Genomic DNA, 18,636 nt, shown 5'->3' on the forward strand with positions numbered 1-18,636 from the left:
GGGGCCTGACCGGCGCTCCGATCAGAGATCGAGCGCTCCGGTCAGGTCTCCCGGAGCGACGCCGCCTGCCGCGCGCATCGCCTCTTCGCGCATCGCCAGACCCGGCAGCTTGGCGAGCCCGAAGCGACGGGTGAGGAAGCGGGCGATCGATCCGGTGTCGTAGATCGTGTGATCCACAAAGTCCTTGCGGGCACGCGGCGAGATGACGATGGCCGGGATACGGGTGCCCGGTCCCCAGCGGTCGCCCTTGGGCGGGGCGACGTGGTCCCACCAGCCGCCGTTCTCGTCGAAAGTGACGACGATCATCATACGCTCCCACTGCGGGCTGGCGCGCAGGGCGTCGATGACTGCGGCGATATGACGGTCGCCCGCATCGATGTCGGAATAGCCCGCGTGCATGTTGAGGTTGCCCTGCGGCTTGTAGAAGCTGACGGGAGGAAGGCGCCCCGCCTCCGCATCGGCGAGGAAGCGGTTGGTGCGTGCGGTGCTGCCTTCGCCCGCGTCGCGCAGGTGCTCCTCGCGGTCTTTCGTGCCGGGGGCGAAGCGGGAATAATAGTTGAACGGCTGGTGATGCGGCTGCAGGTTGGGCCGGGCGGGGAACGAAGCGTCCTTGCCGAGCGCTGAATTCCACCCACCAGCATACCAGGCCCAGCCGATGTCGCGCGCGGAGAGCATGTCGCCGATGGTCCGGTGATCCTGAGGCACCAGCGTCTGCCCGTTCGTCCAGTCCGCGTAACCGGGCTTGTCGGGATCGGGCAGGTACGTGGGCGTATAAGGCGGCAGCATCGTGTTCACCGCCCAGAAGTCAGGCGAGAGGGTGCTGGTCACGAAGCTGGCGGGGCCGTCCATCGCGCTTGGCGCGGTCTTCGGCTCCAGCTTGAGGCGGGTGCCTTTGGGATCGTCGCCCTCGACCTTTGCGATACGCCGCGCGGCGGGGCTCTTGTCCGCATCGGGGTAAAACGGGGGCTGCGCGGCGATCAGGTACTGGTGGTTCAGGAACGAGCCGCCGAATGCACCCATGAAGAAGTTGTCGCACAAGGTGAATTCACGCGCGACCTGCCACAGGCGAAGCTGGGCGCGGGTGTCGGCGTAGTGGCCCATGACGAGCGCGCCGCTGTCTCCCCAGGCGACGAAGCCGTCGTTGCGCCCGCCGTTGATCTGCCACTGGTTCTGGTAGAAGGCATGGACAAGGTCGCGGGTCACGACGCCGTGAGGCAGCGGATCGCCTTCCTTGGTCTTCAGCGCGAAAGGCGCGTTGGGCAGGGGCGCAAGGTCATCGGGGCCGATCAGGTACTCGGTATGCTCGACCACCTGCCGGTCGGGGACAAGGCCCTCCCAGATCTTCGGCAGGGTCTCGAACGGCTTGCCGTCGCGGTCGCGCTGGATGGAGCGGTCGGCCGGGACTTTCGACAGCGGTTGCTGCAGGCCGGGGAAGTCTGCGAAGAGGTTGTTGAAGCTGCGGTTCTCCGCATAGATCACCACGACCGTATCGATCGCCTCACGCAGCCGCGCATCGCTGACCGGGGAGCGCGCAGCGGCCTTCGCAGTGCGAGCCTCGACGGCCGGCGCACCCGCAGTGGCAGCGGCGCCGAGGGCGGCCAGTCCTTCCAGGAACTGGCGGCGATCGGGGGTGAGCGAACCCGGACTGGGGGCTTCGGGCTTGGTCATGGATGTCCTTAGCGTTGCGGCTTTTTCCTGTCGTCTGGGGTGAGGCCGGGGGTTTCGTCAATCGCAAATCCCGCAAATGCAACTGCGTCGCCGGTCCCGGCAGATTTTGGCGCAATCGCAAAATTGCCGGGAACGTGAAGGTGTGCGATGCGCTTTTGTCGCAGCCCTGCCATGCCAAGGGACGGGCTGCCAATAGGATGATCAACCGCCCGCATGACACAGCCCGCCGATTTCGATGCCGAGCATATCACTGCGCTGAAACGCAGCGAGGAGCGACTGCGCGCCCTGTTCGAAGCGCTCGAGGACGGGTTTTGCATCATCGAATTCTTCGATGGTCCGCACGGCCCGCTCAGCGACTATGTCCATGTCGAGGCGAACTCGGGATACGAGCGGCAGTCGGGCATCTCCAACGTCGTGGGCATGACGCTGCGCGAACTCGAACCCGACGACGCCGAGGGCTGGGCGGACCTCTACGGCATTGTGCTGCGGACCGGTGAGCCGATCCGGTTCGAGCGCTACTTCCTCGCCGCGGGGCGACATATCGAGGTTTCCGCGGCCCGCGTCGAGCCTGCGAGCCGCAGGCAGGTTTCCGTGCTGTTCCGCGACATCGAAGCGCGCCGCCGGGCGCAGGATGCCTTGCGCGCCAGCGAGGCGCTGGCGCGCGAGAACATCAAGCGGGTGCAACTGGCGCTGTCTGCGGGCGCGATAATCGGAACCTGGTTCTGGGACATTCCGCAGGATCGCTTCACGGTGGACGAGGCTTTCGCGCAATCCTTCGGCCTCGACCCCAGCCTGGGACGGGAAGGACTGTCGCTCAACCAGATCGTCGCGACCGTACACCCTGACGACCAGGCCGGACTGGCGGCCGCTATGCAGGAAGCGATCCGGCGCGGAGGGTCCTATGCGCATCAGTACCGCGTCATGCGCGCGGACGGGCGCTACTACTGGATCGAGGCCAATGGCAGCGTCGAGCATGGGCCTGATGGCACACCCCTGAGCTTCCCCGGCGTGCTGCTCGACATCGAACAGCGCCGCGCGATCGAGCAGGAGCGCGACCGCGCCGCTGCCGCCTTGCGGGCCCTCAACGAGACGCTGGAACAGCGCGTGGCCGAGCGCACCGAGGAACTGATGAAGGCCGAGGAGCAACTGCGCCAGGCGCAGAAGATGGAGGCGGTCGGCCAGTTGACCGGCGGCCTTGCTCACGACTTCAACAACCTGCTGGCGGGCATCTCCGGCGCCATCGAGATGGTCGGCACGCGGCTCAAGCAAGGGCGCATAGCCGACGTCGACAAATACCTCGTCGCCGCACAGGGCGCGACGCGGCGGGCGGCCGCGCTCACCCATCGCCTGCTGGCGTTCTCGCGGCGGCAGACGCTCGATCCGCGCCCCACCAACGTCAACATGCTGGTGAACGGCATGACCGATCTCATCCAGCGCACCGTCGGCCCGGCGATCCGGGTGGAGACCGTGGGCGCGGCCGGGCTCTGGCCGACGCTGGTGGATGCGAGCCAGCTGGAAAACGCGCTGCTCAATTTGTGCATCAATGCGCGCGACGCCATGCCGGAAGGTGGGCGGATCACGATCGAGACTGCGAACAAGTGGCTCGACCGTGCCGGCGCGCGGACCCATGACGTTCCGGAAGGGCAGTATCTGTCGCTGTGCGTCACCGATACGGGCACCGGCATGACGCCCGACGTCATCGTCAAGGCCTTCGACCCGTTCTTCACCACCAAGCCGATCGGGCAGGGAACCGGACTCGGCCTGTCGATGATCTACGGCTTTGCCAAGCAGTCCGGCGGGCAAGTGCGGATCTACTCGGAGGTGGGGCAGGGCACCACGGTTTGCATCTACCTGCCGCGCCACTATGGAGACGCCGGCGAGGATGCTTCGCAGGGCGTAGAGGTGAAGGTTTCGGGCGCCGGTTCGGGCGAGACCGTGCTCGTTGTCGATGACGAGCCGAGCGTGCGCATGCTGATCACCGACATTCTTGAGGACCTCGGCTACACGGTGATCGAGGCGGCAGACAGCGCCTCGGGGCTGCGGGTCCTGCAGTCCGACGTGCGGATCGACCTGCTGGTCAGCGATGTCGGCTTGCCGGGTGGGATGAACGGACGCCAGATGGCCGATGCGGGACGGCAGGTGCGGCCGGACCTGAAAGTGCTGTTCATCACCGGATACGCCGAGAACTCGGTGATCGGCAACGGGCACCTCGAGCCGGGAATGCAGGTGCTCACGAAGCCCTTCGTCGTCGAGACACTGGCCGCGCGGGTGCGGGACTTGGTAGAAAACTGAGCGGTTCGCAGGTCTCAGCGGGCGGCGAGGGTCTCGGCCAGCAGTGCGCGCATCTGGTCCTCCACGCCCTCGCCGAAACCGACGCCCATCGTCAGGCAGCGGCTTTCCCCGCCGGGCCATGAACGGTGGCCGGTGCCGGTGGTGTCGAGCATCACCAGCACGTCGCCGGGGCCAAGGCGGCGCCGCGTCCCGTCGGTCGCCTCGATCTCCCACTCGCCCTCCAGTGTGATCGAAAGACCGGCCATGCCGCAGGGGTGCCAGTCAGTGGCGTGATTGGGATCGCCGCTTGCGATACCCCAGATCGAGGCCGGGGCGATGCCTTCCCAATGCGCGGTTCCATCCTCGGCGATGACCTTGCGGGTCAGCGGAATCGCGAGATTGACGAGGCGCGATCCGCCATCGGCTTCGGCATAGATGCACACGGCGGTCCTGGTCATTTCGCGTCTCCCGAGTGATCAGCCCGGGCGATGAAAACGCCGGTGGACAGGCTGTGAACAAATGGTATATAGATATAACAATATAGGCAATGAAAGAGCGTGCGCGACGTGTCGGTTCTGATCAGCGAAGTTGGCCCCCGCGACGGCCTCCAGAACGTCAAGGCAGTGATGCCGACCGAGGCCAAGAAGGCGTGGATCGCCGCAGAGGCCGCCACCGGCATGCGCGAAATCGAGGTGGGCAGCTTCGTTCCCGCCAAGCTCCTGCCGCAACTGGCGGACACTGCCGAGATCGTCGCATTTGCGCGCACGCTGCCCGGCCTGACCGTGGCGGTTCTGGTGCCTAATGCGCGCGGCGCGGCCGATGCGATCGCCGCCGGGGCGCACAAGCTGACCCTGCCGCTGTCGGTCTCGGAAACGCACTCGCTCAAGAACCTGCGCCGCACGCACGACCAGGTGATCGAGGAAGCCGCCCGCATCGCCGCGATGATCCGCGAACTGCCCGAGGGCGACCGCCCGCACTTCGAGGGCAGCCTGTCCACCGTGTTCGGCTGTACGCTGGAGGGCACCGTTCCCGACGCGCAGATCGCGCGGCTGGCGGAGCGGCTGATGGAAGCCGGCTGCGACGAAGTCGGCCTCTCCGACACCACCGGCTATGCCGATCCTTCGGCCGTGCGCCATCTCGTCAAGCTGGTGCGCGGCGTTGTCGGTGACAAGGCGCTGACCGGCATCCACCTTCACAACACCCGCGGCCTCGGCCTTGCCAACGTGCTGGCGGCACTGGAATGCGGGCTCGACACGATCGATGCTTCGCTTGGCGGCCTGGGCGGCTGTCCCTTCGCGCCGGGCGCGAGCGGCAATATCGTTACCGAGGATCTGGCCTTCATGCTCGAGGCGATGGGCATCGACACCGGCATCGACCTCGACAGTCTCTTCAAGGTCCGTTCGATCGTAGCCGACGCACTGCCGGGCGAGCCGCTCTATGGCTTCGTCACCGATGCGGGCCTGCCCTTGGGCTTCACCCCGGCCACGCAGCGGGAGGCCGCGTAAGGTTCGAAAGCCGCCGCATGGTTCTCGCTGTGCGGACAAGGCGATCTCGCCCTTCCATCGATACCCACGTGTAAGCTAGCGTCCTGTTCTTGGTCCTCCTCTCTCCCTCAAGGACGCTAGCGACATCGTCATGACACATGACTCGAACCGGGTTCCGACCCGCACGGCCATCGCCTACGGCGCCGGTCAGCTCGGCGCGCAGATCTTCCGCGACACGCCGGCCGTCCTGCTGCCGATCTTCATGACCACCATCCTGGGCATCCCGCCCTGGCTGTCGGGCTTCGTCATCCTGATCCCGAAGCTGTGGGTGATCGTCTGCGACCCGCTGGTGGGCGTCTTTTCCGATCGCAAGAAGGAGACCTGGGGACGAACCCGGTTCCTGACCGTCGGCGCGATCCTGACGAGCATCGGCTTCGCCAGTCTCTTCACGATCGTCGAGTATCCCAGCCCTTATGTCGCGGCCGGAGCGGTCTGCGTGCTGTTCCTGGTTGCCTCGACCGCGTTCAGCATCTTCTCCGTGCCGTACCTCGCGGTCGCCTCCGAACTGTCGAACGACGCGCACGAGCGCACGCGCATCCTGACCTTCCGCATGGCCGCGACGATCGGCGGCGTGGTGATCGGCGTCGGCGTGGCGCAGCCGCTGGTCTTCGCACTCGGCGGCGGCGCGCACGGCTGGCACGTCATGGCCTACTCGTTCGCCGTGGTCTGCATCGTGTCGATGCTGGTGCCCGCGATCGGGCTGCGCGGAGTTCCGCTGCTCAAGAGCGCGCAGGCGCCCGGCAAGCTGCTTGACCAGCTTGGCTCGGTGGCGTCGAACAAGCCGTTCATGGTGCTGCTGGCGACGACGTTCATCCAGGGCATCGGCATGGCGTCCAGCTATACCGTCATCGGGTTCTACTACGTCTATGCGCTGAACCTGGTGCACATCATCCCGACCTTCGTGATCGCGATGGCCTGCGGCAGCCTGTTGAGCCAGCCGACGTTCCTCTATCTCTCGCGCCGCTTCGGCAAGGAGAAGGTCTACGTCGTGGGCTCGGTGCTGTGGATGCTGGTCACCGTGACGTGGTTCTTCGTCGAGCCGGAAAGCCCGGTCGTGGTATCGCTGCCGCTGATCGGCGATCTTACGCGCGAAGGTCTGCTGGTGCTGGCGCGCGGCGTGTTCATCGGCGTGGTCAACACCGGCTTCCTGCTGCTCTCGTTCTCGATGCTGACGGACACCGTGGACCTCCATCGTCGCCGTCACGGATCGGCCAACGAAGGCGTATTCTCGGGCATCTTCAGCGCGGCGGAGAAGCTGGCCTTCGCGCTCGGCCCGCTTGTGGCAGGCATCATCATGAGCGGCTTCGGCTTCGTGTCATCCACGCACGGCGTGGTGCAGCAGCGCCAGCACGCGGTGCTCGGCGTGATCCTGCTCTATTCGGCGGTGCCGGTGGTCACGCAGTTCCTGAGCCTGCTGGTGTTCTCCCGATACCGTCTCGACCCGGCCGAGATCACGACCGGGCCGGAGAACTGGCAGGACGCCGCGCGGCTCGAGCCGTCGCCTGGTCTGGAACGCTGATCGGGTCAATGCGGTAAAAACAAAAAAGCCCGCCTCGCACTGTGCGAGGCGGGCTTTTCCATGCCCTATGGGAAGTCCCGGTCAGGCGCCCGGGATATTGCCGCCATCGACCGGGATGAACACGCCCGACACCGCCTTGTTGGCCGGATCGGCAAGGAACAACACGCTGTTCGCTATGTCTTCCGGCGTGGCGAGGCGGCCGAGAGGACTGTAAGTTTCCATCTTGGCGAGGAAATCGCCGTCGCTCTCGCCGTCGAGCTTGTTGCCCATGAGCATTTCGGTGGGCACTGCGCCCGGCAGCACCGCGTTGACGCGCACTCCGTAGCGGCCCGCCGCGCGCGCCGCGGTGCGCGTGGTCATCAGCACCGCCGCCTTGGAGCCGCAATAGGCCGCGCCGGTGGGGTTGGCGGTGATCGACATGCCCGAACCCATGTTGACGATGGCGCCGCCGTTGCCCTTCACCTTCATTCGCCGGATCGCGTGCTTGCAGCCGAGGAACACGCCGTCGGAATTGATCGCGAAGTGCTTCTGCCACATCTCCAGCGGCATGTCCTCGAACGCGATGTTGGGGCGGTAGATGCCGGCGTTGTTGACGAGCACGTCGATGCCGCCCAGTTCGCGGTCGATGTAGTCCATCAAAGCGATCCAGGAATCCTCGCTGGTCACGTCGAGCGTGCGCTCGATGATCTTGCCATCAGTCGAGGTGTCGCCCGAGGCGGCGAGATCGGCGCTGATGACGGTGGCTCCGCGTGCGGCGAAGGCCGAGACTATGGCTTGGCCCAGACCGCCTGCGCCACCGGTCACCACGACGTTCAGTCCGGCAAAATTGTCTTGAATCATCGTGACTTGATATCCCGAAAAAGTGCGCTTTCGGCCCATCGTCCGCTCAGTCGCAGCCGTGAGCCTGTCTCGCGGTTAACCTTCGTCGTTCGCGGGCAAGCACGGATTCTGGGGGCTCTCCGCCTAGTGATAAATCATCGGCTGGTGATCAACAAACTCGATTCAAATTGTTCAAAATCGCACGTGAGGCACCTTCACCGGACAACAAAGGTTCGGGGAAAATCGTCATGTCCAGTCGGTTCGCTTTCCTTTTCGGCACTGCTCTCGTCACCACTCTTTCTACGGTGCCCGCCATGGCGCAGGAGGCTCCGCAGGCCTCTTCCGACGCCGTTGGCGGGAACGATATCGTCGTCACCGCGCAGCGCCGTGAACAATCGCTGCAGGACACGCCGATCGCCGTCAGCGCGTTCAATTCCGCCATGCTGGAGGACCGCGCGGTCAACAGCGTGATCGCTCTCGCATCGAACACGCCGGGTCTCTATCTGAGCCAGGGCACGGCGTCGCCCAGCACGCTGCAGATCGCCATGCGCGGCGCGCTGGAGCAGAGCGGTGGGTCGGTGACTTCGGAATCCCCGGTCGCGATCTACATCGACGACGTCTACCAGTCCCGCCTCTCGGCAGCCGACTATGACCTGGCGGATATCGAGCGGGTCGAAGTGCTGCGCGGGCCGCAGGGTACGCTCTACGGCCGCAACTCGATGACCGGCGCTATGAAGCTGGTCACCCGGCAGCCCAACGGCGATAACTGGGCCAACTTCGACATCAGCTACGCCCGCTTCGATGAAGTGAAGGCCAAGGCCAGCGTCGGCGCGGCGCTCACCGGGAACCTCGCGCTTGCGGCCTCGGGCTTCTACGACAACCGTGACAAGGGCTGGCAGTACAACGTCTTCACCCGGGAGGACGTCACCAAGTTCCGACGCTATGGCGGCCAGGTGGCGCTCGGCCTGACCAACGTGGACCGGGTCGAGGCGGTCGTCACGGCACGCTATGCCAAGAGCACCAGCGACGGACAGCACTTCCTGCCGATCAACGATACGCCGCCCTACAATCCCGCGCTGGGCTTCTATCAGACGCGCACGCCTCTGCCGGCGATCGGCAATAATGAGCAGTATTCGTTCTCCGGCCGCTTCGGCTATGATCTCACCGACACCATCACGGTGCGTTCGATCACCGCTTATCAGCATCTCGATGAACACTGGGCGCTCGACTTCGCGGGCGGCTACGTCGCGCCGGGCAGTAATGCCGATCCGATCCCGGGATTCTATCGCGACAGTCTCGGCAAGCAGAACCAGTTTACGCAGGAACTGCAGGTCCTTGCCAACAGCGCCGACGATCGCCTCCATGTGATCGCGGGCTTCTTCTACTTCCGCGAGCATGCAAGGCAGGACACCAACGACATCTTCACCGGCTTCCCGCTTCCTCCCTCCAGCATCGAGACGAAGTCCAGGAGCTATGCCGGTTACGGTCAGGCCGATTACGAGATCATTCCCGGGCTGACGGCTTCGGCGGGCATTCGCTATACCCATGACATCAAGTCGTTCTTCGGCACGACGCCTGATTCCGCAGGCACGATCTACGTCCTGAACTATGGCATCAAGGCGAATGTCTGGACGCCCAAGTTCAACCTGCAATGGAAGTGGTCGGACACCGGCATGGTCTATGCCACCGCTGCGCGCGGTTATCGCGCGGCCGGGTTCAACTCCCTCAACTCGGGCGAACCGGCCGGCTTCGGAAGGCCCTATGCGCCGGAGTTCGCATGGTCCTACGAGATCGGTGCCAAGGTCGACCTGCTCGACCGCGCGCTCCAGCTCAACCTCGCCGCCTACCATGAGAGCCTTACCGACCTGCAGACGCTGGCGCTGGGCAATGTCGCGGGCAGCTACCTGACCCAGAACGCGGCGAAGGCGAAGGTGCAGGGCATCGAACTGGAAACCACGCTGCGACCCGTTCAGGGCATAAGCTTCTTCGGCAACCTCACCTATACTTACGACAAATATCAGGAGCTGGACCCGGGTTCGCAGGCGGCGCAGGCAGGGGCGGAGCATCTGCCGCTGATCTCGCGCTGGCAGTATCAGGTGGGCGGCACCGCCGACCTTCCGATCGGCGACAGCACGGTGACGCTGGCGGCGGATTACAGCTACCGAACGTCGTACAACTCGCTCGTCTCGCTTTCGCAGGCTTCGGAAAACCCGGCGATCGGGCGCGCCAACGCCTCGGTGACGTACAAGCTGCCGGGTGACCATATCCAGTTCTACGCGCAGGCGAGCAACCTGTTCAATTCGAAGGACTGGTTCGCCTCGGCCGAGTTCGTGCCCGGCCTGTTCGGCTACAAGATCCCGCTGGAGCCGCGCGTGTGGCGCGTCGGCTTCCGCTACAAGATGTGACCTGAAGGAGTGACGGATATGGCCGGAGAGACCGGAATCGCAGAACCGGTGCAGGATGTCGACTTCGGCTCCCCGGCCTTCCTCGAAGATCCCTGGAGCCCGCTGCGTGCGCTCCAGGATCAGGACCCGGTGTTCTGGAGCGAGAAGCAGCAGGCGTGGATCGTCACCCGCTACGAAGATGTCATGGCGACGTTCCGCGACCAGCGCCTGTCCGCCTCGCGCATTGTGCCGTTTCTTTCCACGCTGGTGGCCGATGTGCGCGCCGAGTATCCGCTCGTCGCGCATTTCGAGGAGAAGTGGATCTCCAACGTCGACCAGCCCGTCCACTCGCGGCTGCGGCGGCTGATGGCGAACGCCTTCTCGCGCAAGGTGGTGGATGCCCTGCGCCCCGCCTCGCGCAAGATCAGCGAGGACATCCTGCGTGAAGTCAACGGGCGAGAGGTGGACTACGTGCACGCCGTCGCGCGTGAACTGCCGGCGCGCGTGATCACCGCGATGTTCGGCATTCCGGACCACTTGCGCGACCAGTTCGCCGACTGGGCGGGCGCGATCCAGCAGGCCACCGGCGCGGCCGTGCTGACGCGCGAGATGGTGGACCTCTATCACCAGACCCTCGCCGACATGAACGTCGAACTGCTCAAGCTGATCGCCGAGCGGCGCGAGAGCCCGAAGGAAGACCTGCTCAGCCAGTTCGTCCAGGCGCGCGATGCCAACGACCAGCTTTCCGACGACGAGCTGCTGGGCGCCTGCCACGCCACGATCATCGCCGGGTTCGAGACGACGATGCACATGCTGACGCTGGGCATGCTGGAACTGCACGAGCGGCCCGCGCTGCAGGCGCGCCTGTTCTCCGGGCCGGCCGATGCGGCGAAAGTGGTGGACGAGCTGCTGCGCTACATCGGCATGGCCAAGGGCATGCTGCGCATCGCGCGCGAGGATTTCGAGTGGCATGGTCACACGATCCGCAAGGGCGACTTCGTCTACGGCATGAACATATCGGCCAACCGCGACCCCCGCATGTGGCAGCGGCCTGACGAGATCGACCCGGACCGCGACAACAACCGCTCGATGGCGTTCGGGCCGGGCATGCACTTCTGCCTCGGTCACCTGCTGGCGAAGATGGAACTGGCGGAGTTCTTTACTGAGCTTTTCGGCAGCTACGACGTGGCGATCCTCTCCGCCGAGCGGCCGTGGATCAACAGCTTCACCTTCCGAGGGCTGGATGAGCTGCCGGTGCGGATCAGCAGGAAATAGCCGCATCCCTCGTCATTGCGAGCGAAGCGAAGCAATCCAGGGCGGCGTTATACTGCCTTGGATTGCTTCGCTCGCAATGACGAGGCAGGGGTCAAATCCCCAGCGCACCCGGGTTGAGCAGGCCCTTTGGATCGACCTGCGCCTTCACCGCACGCAGCAGCGTCAACGCGCCCTCGTCACGCTCGCGCGTGTAGGGATAGAGCTTGCCCACCTGGAAATGGCCCGCTCCGTGGGCATGCATCAGACCGATGATCTCGGTGCGGATTTCCTCGACGAGCGCGGCACCGTCGGGGTTTTCGGCATAGCGGGGCAGCCCGGCAAGGTAACCCGGCTCCATCATCCGTTCGTGATAGGGCGTCAGTGCGTCCTTCCAGTACAGTGCCGGTTCGTAAAGGAACGTCCCCGCCCCGATCGACGAGAACATCGCCCCGATATAGGCGCCTTTGCGATCCATCTCCGCGCGCTTGCCGTCGACGTAGGACGTGAAGGCGGCATGGAACGCCGCGACGCGCGAGTGCGGCAGCAGGCCGTGCAGCGGCACCCAGCGCTCGCCTGCGGGGCCGAGCATGTTGTGCAGCGGCTGGAACGGCATGGCGCGCACGACCGTCGGCACCGAGTTGGCGATCTCGCGCCCGAAGCCGAGCGCGACCTTGCGGATAGCATCGATCTTGGCGCGCGCCTCGATGGCGGAGTAGCCGTCGGCGATGTAGTGCGCGGCGTAAGGCGCGGAGGCCAGCACCCGCCGTCCCGCTGCCGCCATGCGCAGCAGACTGCGCGCGCCCGCCAGCGCGCTGGGCGAGGACTGCCACACGCCCCTGGCCACCGAGAGCATCGTGCCGGTGTCCTGCTTGGCGATCTGCCCTTGCGACAGCGCGAGGTCGAGGCCGAAGGACTTCTCCTCGATCTTCATGCCGGCGATGGCGGACATGCAGCCGTGCAGCGCGGCGAAGTCGGGGAAGGTGAAGGACGCGGTCTCGTGCGCGGGCTTGCGGCGCAATAGCTTGAGGGTGATCGCGGTCTTGATCCCCAGCGCCCCGGAATCGCCGAGGAACAGCCCGGCAAGGTCCGGGCCGTAGTTGCGAAAGCGGCCCCGGCTCGCCTGCGATCCGGTCGTGCCCGTGCGCACGAACGTCCCGTCCGGCAGCAGCACTTCGAGCGCCACGACGCTGTCCGCCGAAATGCCGTTGGCGTTGGAACCATGGCCGTTGGCGTTCTGGCTCATGGTGCCGCCGACGCTGGCGGCAAGCCCGCTGAAGGTGCCGACAAAAGGCACCTTGAGACCGCGCGGCGCCAGCGCATCGTCGAGCGCCTTCCAGCTGATGCCGGGCTCGACGGTGACGGTCATGTCGGTTTCGTTGAGCGAGACGATGCGGTCGAGGCCGGAGCTGTCGATGACCACACTGTCCGCGCGCCTGGGCAAATGCGCGTCGGTATAGGAGACGCCGCCGCCCCGCGTGTGGATGGCAAGGCCCGCCTCCGCCGCCGCGAGCACGATCGCGCGCAAGTCCTCCACGCTGGTCGGGCGGAACACGCCCGCCGGGGTTGCGTGGCGGCGATAGACGTCGGAACCGAAGAACGCCGCCTCGCCGTCAGGCAGGCGCGACGGGGAAAGGGCAAGGGCGTCGGGCAGGGTCATGGGCGTCTTCTCTCGTACGTTTCAGGGCTTGCGTGCGATCAGCACTTCCCAGCCGCCGCCGGGGGCATATTCGCCCGCCTTGAATTCGCGGTCGGCCAGTTCGTCGGCCTTGGCGGCATCGTAACCCTTCGCGTCGGCCCCGGCGTATTCACGGATGACCATCGGCGCGGTGTCGAAGCGGATCGTTTCCGGATCGAAGCCCGCGTTCTTGGCCAGCCCCACCTGGTCCATCTCGCGCATGGCGCCCCAGAACGGCTCGTTGTTGTAGTAGGTCTCGTTGTCGAGGATGAACTGGGTGAACGGGTCCATCAGGTCGAACGGCGGCAGGTCGCAGTGGATCATCAGGCCGCCGGGACGCAGCAGGCGGAAGCACTCGTCGAAGATCCTGGGCATCGCCTTGCCGCTGGTCTCGTGCAGCAGGATATGGCTGACGACGAGGTCGAAGGAGGCGTCCTCGAACTCGGTCTTCTCCGCGTTCATCTGCGCGAAGTTCACCGTCTCGCCCAGCGCCACCGAGCGGGCGTGGGCATAGCGCACCAGCGGCTCGGCGACGTCGATGCCCCAGACTTCCGCCTCGGGGAAGAACTCCTTGTAGGGCAGGGTCGAGTGGCCGACCGTGCAGCCCATGTCGAGCACGCGTGTCGGCGCGAAATCGGGCATGGTGCGGCGGATATAGTTCACCACCGATCGGCCCTTGCCGTCGTTGAACGGCCCGCCGTAGCCCATGCCGTAGAGGTAGACGCCGCGTTCGTAGAGGGCGCCAGCCGCGAATTGCTCGGCATCATGGCGGGAGGCATAGCCGCCCGGCATGCAGTGGATGTCTAGCGCGGTGACGTAGCGGGGCACGTCGAACGCTTCGGGAATGCGCAGTTCGCCGCCCTGTCCCTCGCGTGCCTTCACCTCGGCGGCGAGGCGGGGCCAGTCGCGTTCGATGGTGTCCACCACCGAGAGCCACAGCAGCTCCTGCGCCGTCCGGTTGAGCGCGGCGTAGGACTGGAAGAACGGCTCCTTCTTCATCGCTTTTCGCACGTCGTGACGGCTGGCGAGATCGACGCCGAGCGACTGCGATTCCGCCGCCGTCTTGGCGAACAGCGGGGTCAGGCCGGGCAGGACCTCGCGCTGGATGAAGCCGCGCAGGCCCTTGGCGAAGTTCTGGCGGCTCGCCTCGTCGTGGCTGGCGCGCGGGAGGACCGGGTGGTCGCCCTGCTGGAAAACGTTGAGCATCAGTCCAGTCCTGCCAATTCATAGCGCACCGGCCCGAACGAGCCTTTCAGACGCAGCGGCAGGTAATCGCCCGGGGTCACCCAGAAGTCGGCGTATTCGGGCACGAATTCGCTCCAGCGCACCTTGAAGTGCTCGGCCTCGAAGCTGCCTGCGCGCACGGTGATCTCCTCGCGGCCGACGTAAGTGACCAGCGGCGTCACGCAGTGCGCGCGGTAATTGCCCATGCCCCATTCGGAGATCGAGTTGGTCACGCAGGTCACCGGCTTCTCGACGCCCGGATCGGCGGTGCCGCAGGCTGCGGCAACCAGCACGTCGGCAAGGATCGTGTGCATGCCCAGGTAGTCGATCCGCTTGCCCGTCTCCAGCCGCTGCGAGAACCGCCCGGCCTCCTGCGAGAAGACTTCCGCCTCCACCGCGGTGCCGTCGACGCGGAACCAGCAGTGCGCCTTGAGGTCGCCGTCGACGAATTCGCGGGTCTGCGCCTCGATCGGGTTCCAGTCGCCGTCCACCGACCAGGTCGCGTTGCGCAGGACCTTGCGGTCGTCGAACTCGATGGTGGCGTTCATCAGCCGGCCCTTGTCCCAGACCGACATGGTGAAGGCCTCGCGGCCCCATTCCTCGTCGCTTTCCTTGAGGTGGACGACACGGCCGGAGAGATGCTTCGGAATCTGGTAGGTCATGGTCGGTCCTTTGGAAAAGCTCACCAGGGAACGGTGTCCCCGGTGTATTCGAGGAACGGGGCGCCATCGGCCGAGGGGTGGGCAGTGCTGACGAGGCGGTAGATGCCGTCCACGCTGTCGGCGACTTCGACGGTGGCGTCGGCGCCGCCCATCTCGGTCTTCGCCCAGCCGGGGCAGATGATGAGGACCGCGCGCTTCCCGCCGTGGGTAACGGCGAAGCTGCGCACCAGCATGTTGAGCGCCGCCTTGCTGACGCGGTAGAGGTCCGCGCCCGCCAGGGTGTTGCGCACCATCGAGCCCATGCCCGAACTGGTGAAGGCGAATGTGCCGCCTTCGGGCACCAGCAGTTCCAGCAGGGTGGCGAGGCGTACGCTGCCGATGGCGTTGGTCTTGAGGACGCGCAGGACCTCCTCGTCGGCGCGCTCCCAGATCGGCGCGTCGCCCTGAGGCAGGATGCCCGCGACGATGTGCAGCACGTCGATCCGCTGCCCGGCTAGGCTGTCGCGAAGGGCGAGCGCCTGCCCCTCGTCGGTGATGTCGAGCGGCAGGACGGTGATGCCGTCCAGCGCCTCCAGCGCCGGGGAGGGGACCACGGTGGTCGCCACTACGTCCCACCCTTCGGCGCGGTATCGCTGCGCAAGCGCAAGGCCGAGGCCCTGCGTCGCGCCGACGAGCAGGACCCGGCGCGGGATCACTGCCAACCCGCTCCGCGCAGGAACTTCGCGACTTCATCGGCCCATGCCTCGGGCTGCTGGTCGACGATATCGACGCCGCCGCCCTCCAGCGCGGCGAAGCCGAAATGAGGGAAGAGTTCGGATGCGCGCTGCGCGTGGTCGAAGATCATGTCGCCGGTGTTCGACAGGATCAGCGTCGGCTGTTTCACTTGCGCCAGCTGCGGTTCCTGATCGTACATATAGGCGGCGTTGTGGCCGTACCAGAAGGCGCCGCGCCCGATCAGCGCCTGCACCACGTAGTCGCTGAGGCGCGCGTGCGGGATGGTGCCGCTGGCAAGGTTGTTACGAATGTCGAACAGTTCCGCCATGTGCCCGGCATGCTCGCGCGCGTGGTAGCCCAGTTCCCACTGATGCAGGTTGTCGAGGAAGTTCTGGCGGTCCGCGGCGCTGACCAGAAGCGGGCCGTTGACGATCAGCGCGGCGATGCGGTCGGGGAACAGCAGTGCGCCCTCGGTTGCCGCCAGCGCGCCGGTATGGTGGCCGAGCAGGGCCGCGCGCTCGATCCCCAGCGCGCCCAGCACGGCGGGGATGACCTGCGCATAATCGGTGACAGTCGGAGTGTCCGGCGTCGGGTCGGACATGCCGAAGCCGGGCATGTCGATGCCGATCGCGCGATACCCGCGTGCCGCAAGCGGGGCGTAGACGTTGTCGAACTGGCCCGAGGTCATCGGCGCCTGATGGAACATCAGCAGCGCGGGGCCTTCACCCGTCTCCTGGAAATGGACCTGCCCGAACGGACCGTCGGCGTAATGACGGCGGGGCCAATTATGCTGCATCAAATGTCTCCTGTCGCGACCTTTTCGAGCGTCTCGCGGTAGGTCCGGTCGCTGTACTTGTGTTCGAGTTCGCTGCGCCGCTGGCGCGAGAATTGGAAGAGCCTGCCGTAGAAGTCCTGAAGCGCCTGCTCGCGCGTCCGCAGCAGGGCATCGTCGGGCTGGAGCGCCTCGATCTCGGCGGCGAGGTCGATCCCGTGGCGGCTCATCACCCGCTCGGCGGTGTCGAGCCTTTCGCGCACGACGTGCAGTTCCTGCGCGAGCACCAGCACCATCGAGAGCACTTCGTCGACGCCCTCGGTCGCGAAGAACTCGGGACGCTTGCCGCGCACGGTACGGGCCAGTTCGGGGCGGGGGAGTTCAGGCGTGTCGCTCATGCGTTCAATCCGTCCAGCGCTGCCAGCACCTGCGCCAGCGGTTCCACGTCCGCGTACTTGTAGGCCATGTCGAACAGGTTCACCGCGTGGGCCGTGGGGCTGCGGTCGTAAACGCATTCCTCGGGCACGGTGACGCGGAAGTTGTAGGCGAAGGCGTCCACCACGCTGCCGCGCACGCAGCCGCTGGTGGTGCAACCTGTGACGACCACGCTGTCGCAGCCCAGGTCGATCAGGTAGCTGGCGAGCGGGGTGCCGAAGAAGGCGCTAGGGTGCTTCTTGGGCAGCAGCACGTCGCCGGGGAGCGGCGCGACGTCCTCGACGAAGCGATAGCCCTCGGCGCCGATGGTCATCAGTTCGGGGACTTTGGCGGCAAGGCGCCCCTGATCGAACGCCTCCTTGGGCGCGACATGGGGGTAGAGCACCGGCAGGGCGAGTGTGCGGAACTTCGCCAGCAGCGGGGCGATGTGGCGCACCGCCTCCCACCCGGCATCGCCGCAGCTGGTCTTGAATTCCTCGATGGAGTCCCAGAACGGCGCCTCGCGCGTGCCGATGGTGCGGTACTGCACGTCGATGATGAGCAGCGCCGGGCGCTTGCCGAGACCGCCCGGGCGACCGAAACCGGCGGCGCGGTAGCGGCGCTCCTCCTCCTCGGAGACGATTCCGGTCCATGGTCGATCCGGGGGGCTTGTCATGGCTTCACGTCGCCTTCGTAGTGAAGGCGCATCGCGTCCCACTCTGCGGTGCGCACAACTTTCTGGCGCTGGACGAAGTCGGCGAGGCGATCGCCCACGTTCTGCAGCGAACCGTCGTCCCTCAGTGCGCCCAGCACCTGCTGCATCGCCAGCACCGAAGCCTGCAGCGCGGCATTGGCGTAGAGGACGAGGCCGTAGCCCATCGCCTCGAACTCGCTTGCGGGGAAGGGCGGGGTCTTGCCGCCGTGGACCACGTTGACGAGGTGCGGCAGGCCGGGATTGCGGCCGGGCGCGTCGCGCAGTTCGGTTTCGGTGGTCAGCGCCTCGACGAAGAGGATGTCGGCGCCCGCCTCAGCATAGCGGCTGGCGCGCTCGATGGCGGCTTCGTAGCCTTCCACCGCCTTGGCGTCGGTGCGGGCCATGATCAGCGTGTTCTCGTCGCGCCGGGCGTCCACCGCCGCCTTGATCTTGCCGATCATCTCGGCGGCGGGGGCCACGTCCTTGCCCTCGAAGTGGCCGCAGCGCTTGGGGAAGACCTGATCCTCGATCTGGATCACCGCCGCGCCGGCCGCCTCGAGGCGGCGCACCGCGTGATAGCAGCTGACCGAATTGCCGTATCCGGTGTCGGCATCGACCACCAGCGGCAGGTCCACTACGGCGGCGATCCGCTCCACCGCCTGCGCCATGTCGGACAGGCCGAGGATGCCGATGTCGGGCAGGCCCAGCTCGGTATTCGCCACGCCCGCGCCGGTGACGTAAAGCGCCTCGTAGCCAAGATCCTGCGCCACGCGGGCGGCCAGCGGATTGGCGACGCCCGGCAGCAGGACGGCGCGCTTGTCTGCCCCGTTTGGTGAAGATAGGCGCAGCTTGAATTCGTGTCTGGTCATGAGGCCGGAGACTATCGCTGCCGTGGCCACGCGGGAGGCGGCGCGCGGGCGCTATCCGGCAGGCGGAGTTTGTTCGGCTGGCGGGTAAAGCGGCGCATCGGGGCTGGCCTGTGCGCGTGCCGGCCTAGTCTGCCCGGATGACGCCAGACGAGC

At 66.2% G+C, this 18,636-nt stretch carries 16 protein-coding genes; 5 read left to right on the forward strand and 11 right to left on the reverse strand.

Going from position 1 to position 18,636, the window contains the following annotated elements; genetic code table 11:
* Positions 1 to 21: 21 nt before the first annotated feature.
* Entirely contained in the window at positions 22 to 1,668 is a 1,647-nt protein-coding gene (acpA, locus tag BES08_RS22165; RefSeq protein WP_036527003.1) for an acid phosphatase, read from the reverse strand.
* 213 nt (positions 1,669 to 1,881) lie between these two features.
* On the opposite strand from acpA, the gene BES08_RS22170 reads away from it, so the two are divergent.
* Positions 1,882 to 3,960, forward strand: a complete 2,079-nt coding sequence (locus tag BES08_RS22170; RefSeq protein ID WP_051586937.1) for an ATP-binding protein — start codon at positions 1,882 to 1,884, stop codon at positions 3,958 to 3,960.
* Between the two features lie 14 nt (positions 3,961 to 3,974).
* On the opposite strand, the gene BES08_RS22175 is transcribed toward BES08_RS22170, so the two are convergent.
* Entirely contained in the window at positions 3,975 to 4,397 is a 423-nt protein-coding gene (locus tag BES08_RS22175; protein ID WP_051586936.1) for an AraC family ligand binding domain-containing protein, read from the reverse strand.
* A 108-nt stretch (positions 4,398 to 4,505) separates the two neighbouring features.
* Here BES08_RS22175 and BES08_RS22180 point away from each other — a divergent pair, with 108 nt between their 5' ends.
* Together BES08_RS22180 and BES08_RS22185 are read left to right on the forward strand one after the other, a co-directional pair.
* On the forward strand, positions 4,506 to 5,444 hold the full coding sequence (locus tag BES08_RS22180; protein ID WP_036527148.1) for a hydroxymethylglutaryl-CoA lyase: 939 nt from the start codon (positions 4,506 to 4,508) through the stop codon (positions 5,442 to 5,444).
* Positions 5,445 to 5,574: 130 nt separating this feature from the next.
* Entirely contained in the window at positions 5,575 to 7,002 is a 1,428-nt protein-coding gene (locus BES08_RS22185) for an MFS transporter (RefSeq protein ID WP_069709458.1), read from the forward strand.
* 81 nt (positions 7,003 to 7,083) lie between these two features.
* Here BES08_RS22185 and BES08_RS22190 read toward each other — a convergent pair whose 3' ends face one another.
* On the reverse strand, positions 7,084 to 7,842 hold the full coding sequence (locus tag BES08_RS22190) for an SDR family NAD(P)-dependent oxidoreductase (RefSeq protein WP_036527002.1): 759 nt from the start codon (positions 7,840 to 7,842) through the stop codon (positions 7,084 to 7,086).
* Positions 7,843 to 8,069: 227 nt separating this feature from the next.
* Between BES08_RS22190 and BES08_RS22195 the strand changes: the two genes are divergently transcribed.
* On the forward strand, positions 8,070 to 10,226 hold the full coding sequence (locus BES08_RS22195; RefSeq protein WP_083274792.1) for a TonB-dependent receptor: 2,157 nt from the start codon (positions 8,070 to 8,072) through the stop codon (positions 10,224 to 10,226).
* 18 nt (positions 10,227 to 10,244) lie between these two features.
* On the forward strand, positions 10,245 to 11,480 hold the full coding sequence (locus BES08_RS22200; RefSeq protein WP_069709460.1) for a cytochrome P450: 1,236 nt from the start codon (positions 10,245 to 10,247) through the stop codon (positions 11,478 to 11,480).
* 91 nt (positions 11,481 to 11,571) lie between these two features.
* Here BES08_RS22200 and BES08_RS22205 read toward each other — a convergent pair whose 3' ends face one another.
* From BES08_RS22205 to BES08_RS22240, 8 genes are read right to left on the reverse strand one after another with little or no spacing between them, the layout of a single operon-like run.
* Positions 11,572 to 13,116, reverse strand: a complete 1,545-nt coding sequence (locus BES08_RS22205; protein WP_036526998.1) for an FAD-binding oxidoreductase — start codon at positions 13,114 to 13,116, stop codon at positions 11,572 to 11,574.
* Between the two features lie 21 nt (positions 13,117 to 13,137).
* Complete coding sequence (locus BES08_RS22210; protein ID WP_036526997.1) at positions 13,138 to 14,340, reverse strand: class I SAM-dependent methyltransferase; 1,203 nt, start codon at positions 14,338 to 14,340, stop codon at positions 13,138 to 13,140.
* Positions 14,340 to 15,020: a DUF3108 domain-containing protein gene (locus BES08_RS22215; protein ID WP_036526996.1), complete on the reverse strand. Its 681-nt coding sequence runs from the start codon at positions 15,018 to 15,020 to the stop codon at positions 14,340 to 14,342. Before BES08_RS22215 ends, BES08_RS22210 begins: the two co-directional genes overlap by 1 nt.
* Positions 15,021 to 15,040: 20 nt before the next feature.
* Positions 15,041 to 15,715: an SDR family oxidoreductase gene (locus tag BES08_RS22220; RefSeq protein ID WP_051586935.1), complete on the reverse strand. Its 675-nt coding sequence runs from the start codon at positions 15,713 to 15,715 to the stop codon at positions 15,041 to 15,043.
* Positions 15,712 to 16,530, reverse strand: coding sequence for an alpha/beta fold hydrolase (locus tag BES08_RS22225; RefSeq protein WP_036526993.1), 819 nt, complete (start codon positions 16,528 to 16,530; stop codon positions 15,712 to 15,714). Before BES08_RS22225 ends, BES08_RS22220 begins: the two co-directional genes overlap by 4 nt.
* The gene (locus BES08_RS22230) at positions 16,530 to 16,904 is read right to left on the reverse strand and encodes a hypothetical protein (RefSeq protein ID WP_069709461.1); all 375 of its coding nucleotides are present in this window, start codon (positions 16,902 to 16,904) and stop codon (positions 16,530 to 16,532) included. Before BES08_RS22230 ends, BES08_RS22225 begins: the two co-directional genes overlap by 1 nt.
* Positions 16,901 to 17,596, reverse strand: coding sequence for an isochorismatase family protein (locus tag BES08_RS22235; RefSeq protein WP_036526991.1), 696 nt, complete (start codon positions 17,594 to 17,596; stop codon positions 16,901 to 16,903). Before BES08_RS22235 ends, BES08_RS22230 begins: the two co-directional genes overlap by 4 nt.
* A complete protein-coding gene (locus BES08_RS22240) occupies positions 17,593 to 18,483 on the reverse strand; it encodes an isocitrate lyase/PEP mutase family protein (RefSeq protein ID WP_051586934.1) in 891 nt (296 codons plus the stop codon). Before BES08_RS22240 ends, BES08_RS22235 begins: the two co-directional genes overlap by 4 nt.
* Positions 18,484 to 18,636: the final 153 nt, after the last annotated feature.

It is taken from the genome of Novosphingobium resinovorum (genome assembly GCF_001742225.1).
In the GTDB taxonomy this organism is placed as follows: Bacteria; Pseudomonadota; Alphaproteobacteria; order Sphingomonadales; family Sphingomonadaceae; genus Novosphingobium; species Novosphingobium resinovorum_A.